At 65.4% G+C, this 4,433-nt stretch carries 5 protein-coding genes; 3 read left to right on the top strand and 2 right to left on the bottom strand.

The features are described from left to right. The coding region (locus DU475_RS23050) for a phosphohexomutase domain-containing protein (RefSeq protein WP_502706858.1) at positions 1 to 704 on the top strand (704 nt) is incomplete at its 5' end. A gap of 121 nt (positions 705 to 825) precedes the next feature. On the opposite strand, the gene DU475_RS23045 is transcribed toward DU475_RS23050, so the two are convergent. Next, positions 826 to 1,506, bottom strand: a complete 681-nt coding sequence (locus DU475_RS23045) for a hypothetical protein (protein WP_013501817.1) — start codon at positions 1,504 to 1,506, stop codon at positions 826 to 828. A gap of 411 nt (positions 1,507 to 1,917) precedes the next feature. Beyond that, a complete protein-coding gene (locus tag DU475_RS23040) occupies positions 1,918 to 2,592 on the bottom strand; it encodes a site-2 protease family protein (protein WP_164633437.1) in 675 nt (224 codons plus the stop codon). Between the two features lie 341 nt (positions 2,593 to 2,933). Between DU475_RS23040 and DU475_RS23035 the strand changes: the two genes are divergently transcribed. After that, entirely contained in the window at positions 2,934 to 4,118 is a 1,185-nt protein-coding gene (locus DU475_RS23035) for a S1C family serine protease (protein ID WP_142882988.1), read from the top strand. 69 nt (positions 4,119 to 4,187) lie between these two features. Continuing rightward, a complete protein-coding gene (locus DU475_RS23030) occupies positions 4,188 to 4,400 on the top strand; it encodes a hypothetical protein (RefSeq protein WP_013501820.1) in 213 nt (70 codons plus the stop codon). The last annotated feature ends 33 nt before the right edge of the window (positions 4,401 to 4,433 follow it).

Raw genomic sequence — 4,433 nt, 5'->3', positions numbered from 1 at the left:
GCGTGGTCGACGACACCGGCGAGGAGATCTTCGCCGACAAGGTCGGGGTGATGCTGGCGCGCGACATGTCGGCGATCCACCCCAACGCGCGCTTCGTGGTCGACGTCAAATCCACCGGCCTGTTCGCCACCGATCCGGTGCTGCAACGGCAGGGCGCCAGGACCGAATATTGGAAGACCGGCCATTCCTACATGAAGCGCCGCACCAACGAGAGCAACGCGCTCGCCGGCTTCGAAAAATCCGGCCACTTCTTCTTCAACGCGCCGCTCGGCCGCGGCTATGACGACGGCCTGGTATCAGCGATCGCGATCTGCGAGATGCTGGACCGCGCGCCGGGCAAGTCGATGTCGCAGCTCAAGGACGCGCTGCCCAAGACCTGGTCGTCGCCGACGATGTCGCCGCATTGCGCCGACGAGGTGAAGTATCGGGTGATCGACGAGGTCGTGAAGCATTTCGAAGCCGCACAGGCGAACGGCGATCTCGTCGCCGGGCAGAAGATCCGCGATCTCGTCACCGTCAACGGCGTCCGGGTCACCTGCGCCGATGGAAGCTGGGGGCTGGTGCGGGCATCCTCGAACAAGCCCGAGCTGGTGGTGGTAGTCGAAAGCCCGGTGTCCGAGCAGCGGATGCACGACATGTTCGAAGCCGTGAACCTCGTGCTGCGCCAGCATCCCGAAGTCGGCGCGTACAATCAGACGATCTGACTCCCATCGAATCCGACGAGAGATCATCGACAAGCTCGAGGTCGACGCCCCGGAAGATGCCTGCATGCGTCGGACGCCAATGTGCGGCGTGCCGGGCGCCGACGTCATCAGCGGCTGTGTGCTATGGCGAGACGGGTGTCGACGCCATGGCCATTGACGGGCCGAGCCCTCGGACATATCCGGCCCGGTCGGCCGGTACCGGCTGCCACCAATCGGAGATGAGCTGTTCACGTCCTCTGTAGTGGGTCGCGAGATCGACGAACGGGCGCTCTTTCGGCGGGATGGCGGACTCCAGCTTGTAGATCGACCTGGTGCCTTCCTGCGCATCCAGCTCGTCGCTGAAGCGCTGAATTTCCAACCCGCGATAGTTGGGCATCATGTGAAGGAAGCCGAGATGTGCCAGCCGGCTGAGCTGCAGGAGTTCGATCACCGACAGGTCGACGCGGACGTGGCCTTCGGCCGGTGCCATCATCTCGACGCCTTCCGCCTGGCCTTTCGAACAGCAGGCTTCACCGATCGCGTCGGCCAAAATCGAGAGTTGGAGATGGTATCGTTCGACGTCCTTTGGTTTCAGATGCGGACGTCGATTGAACATGGCTTTGATTTCGGCGATTGCTTTCGACACGCCTTCAGGACTGGCTCTCGCGGCGATTTCGTAGTGGCGACCGATCCCACGGACGATCTGCCGAACGGCTTCATCCATGCCTCTGATCCTGCCGTGCTGGTAGTATGATCTAGCTGAAGACCAGCACGCCCAAAACAGGGCGATCAGAAGGCCGACGACTATCAGCAGCACGATCATTCCAGCCCCCGCTTGAATGTCTCTCGAAGCAAGTCCTCAGCACAGTCCGGCGCCACTCTAGTGAGTTCTGGTAATTCAATCGTAAATTAGTAAGCGATCGCCAAAAGCGCCGCCGGACGGGTGCGAACGTCCAAATTACTTGCTGCGACGATGGGGGATGGACGGCCGTGTCCGTGTCGTCCCGGGAGGCTCGGACGAATCCATGTGAGCCCGAGTCGTCCGACGGCGCTGCCTAGATCCGGCTCATGCTGGGAGGCGCCGCAGGCCCCAGCCGGCCAGTCGCTGGTCGGCGAACTGTGGTGGACGACGGTGCCTGTACGGGACCCTGATGGCTCGGGACGAGCGGCACAGGGCGGTGCGACAAGGGGACGCGGCGCCTCGGTCGGGCTGCCGTTTGAGGCGATGCCCGCGTCAGGCCGCGCCGGTGAGGCGCAGGATCGCGTGAACCACGAACTGGCTCGATTGCGCGATGAACCGCGTCGCCACGCCGATCCCGGCCATCGGCAGGATGAAGATCAGCGTCAGCAGGATCAGCATGCCGTAAGGTTCGAGCCGATCGAGTGGCCGCGCCAGCGCCCGTGGCAGGATCCCCACCGCAATGCGGCCGCCGTCGAGCGGCGGGATCGGCAGCAGATTGAAGATCGCCAGCACCACTTTGATCAGCAGCGCGTTGACGAGGTTCTGCGCGAGCCATTGCCCGGCTTCGCCGGGCACGTAGCCGACGAGATGAAACGACAGCCCCGCGAGCGCGGCCAGCGCCAGATTGATCGCGGGACCGGCGGCCGCGACCAGCACCATGTCGCGGCGCGGGTGGCTCAGATTGCGGAAGTTCACCGGCACCGGCTTGGCGTAGCCGAACAGAAACGGCGACTGGATCACCAGCAGCAGCAGCGGCAGCAGCACCGTGCCGAACGGATCGATGTGCCTGATCGGGTTGAAGCTGACGCGGCCGAGCATCCAGGCGGTGTTGTCGCCGCAAAGCTTCGCCACATAGGCGTGCGCGGCCTCGTGGAAGGTGATCGCGATCAGGAGCGGCAACGCCCACACCGAGATCACCAGCATCATGTTGGACAATGATTCAGTCATTCGATCGACTCGCGCTGGGATCGATCGGTCGGCCGAGGATCCGAGAGGGGAACAGCGCAGATATAGAAGCCGGTCAGGATCGGCGCCAGCGGCGGACGGCGCCTCCAGACGATGATGGACACGATGTCATCAAACGGCATTCCTGGGTCGGGGGCGGCGTTGCCGGCCTTTGGCCGCAATCGCGGAGCCGCTGGCTCCGCCGGAGCTGGCGCAGCCGCCGGCCGTGCCTATCTGCAGGATGGAACCGGCGGAAACGTCGTGCATTAGCGGTTGGCGATGCCGATGGAACCGGCCGCTGCGGGCCGGTTCGGTCGGCTTCGTGTTGAAGGATTCATCTCGCCATGACGTCGCTTCCGCCCCGTTCGCCGGTCCCTCCTGGTCCCGATCCGCGACTCGCGCAGGCCCAGATGCGGCGGGCGCAGCGCACCGACTTGTTGCTGCGCATCGCGATCGTCTGGCTGCTGGTGCTCGCGACGTTCTGGGTGGCTCAGCCTTATCTGAGCGCGTTGTGGTTTTCCGCGACCGGCCCGCGCACCGTCACCGCTCGCGGCGAGTTGGCACCTGCCGAGAAGGCCACGGTGGAGCTGTTCAAGCAGGTATCGCCCTCGGTGGTGCACGTGTTCGCGCAAGCCCAGCAACGGGTGTCGCCGTTCTTCGCACAGCAGGAGGCTCCGGTGCAGTCCGGCTCCGGCGCGATCTGGGACGCCGCCGGTCATGTCGTCACCAACAACCATGTGGTGCAGAATGCCGGCCAGCTCGGCGTCCGGCTCGCCTCGGGTGAGTTTGTCACCGCGCGCGTGGTCGGCGCGGCGCCGAACTACGATCTCGCCGTGTTGCAGCTCGAGCGGCCGCAGACGCCGCTGCGCCCGATCGCGATCGGCAGCTCGGAAGATCTCCAGGTCGGGCAGGCGGCCTACGCGATCGGCAATCCCTACGGTCTCGAACAAACGCTGACCACGGGCATCGTCAGCGCGCTGCGGCGCCGGTTGCCGACCGCGGCGGCGCACGAGGTCCGCGGCGTGATCCAGACCGACGCGGCGATCAATCCCGGCAATTCCGGCGGCCCGCTGCTCGACAGTGCCGGCCGGCTGATCGGCATCAACACCGCAATCATCTCCGGCTCCGGCGCTTCGGCCGGGATCGGCTTTGCGATTCCGGTCGACGCAGTCAACCGGGTGGTCACAGCTCTGATCACCAACGGTACCGTGCCGGTGCCGGGTATCGGCATCATCGCCGCCCGCGAGAACGAGACCGCCCAGCTCGGAATCGACGGCGTCGTGGTGTTGCGGACGCTGCCGGATTCGCCGGCCGCCCGCGCCGGCCTCGAAGGCGCGACCAACGACGGTTACGTCCGGGACGTCATCACCGCCGCAGATGGCAAGCCGATCCACGGCATGTCGGACCTTGCGGCGGCCTTGGAGGAGGCCGGCATCGGCCGCGACGTGAAGCTCACGGTCGAGCGCGACGGTCGGACCCGGAGCGTGACCGTGAAGGTCACCGACATTTCGCAGCAGCGGCGCGGCTGAGGCGTCGCCCCGCGGCCAAGCGGAACGAATGCGGTCGCCGTCGATTGTCGCAGCATTCGGAGGTGAAAGATGGGCAAGGCGTATTACGACATCATCGGCAGCGACAATCGCTGGGGCATCCGCCACGACGACGATCCGACCGGCGATTATTCCAGCAAGGAGGCCGCGTTCGAAGCCGCCTGCGCCGCTGCGTCGAACGCGATCAAATTCGGCCACGAGGTGCGGATCACCGTGCCGGGGAATGAAGGTTCGGAAACCAATCTCGGTGTGATCACCAACTGAACGTTTTGGCCGTCGTCTCGAGCGGTCGGGTGC

Origin of the sequence: Rhodopseudomonas sp. WA056, from assembly GCF_010906995.1 — a bacterium.
In the GTDB taxonomy this organism is placed as follows: Bacteria; Pseudomonadota; Alphaproteobacteria; order Rhizobiales; family Xanthobacteraceae; genus Rhodopseudomonas; species Rhodopseudomonas palustris_G.
This window is presented reverse-complemented; position numbering and strand designations above follow the sequence as displayed.

What these genes read in the sequence shown, in the direction of transcription:
- DU475_RS23045 (WP_013501817.1), bottom strand. Translation starts at nt 1,506, where the DNA reads ATGATCGTGCTGCTGATAGTCGTCGGCCTTCTGATCGCCCTGTTTTGG.
- DU475_RS23040 (WP_164633437.1), bottom strand. Translation starts at nt 2,592, where the DNA reads ATGACTGAATCATTGTCCAACATGATGCTGGTGATCTCGGTGTGGGCG.
- DU475_RS23035 (WP_142882988.1), top strand. Translation starts at nt 2,934, where the DNA reads ATGACGTCGCTTCCGCCCCGTTCGCCGGTCCCTCCTGGTCCCGATCCG.
- DU475_RS23030 (WP_013501820.1), top strand. Translation starts at nt 4,188, where the DNA reads ATGGGCAAGGCGTATTACGACATCATCGGCAGCGACAATCGCTGGGGC.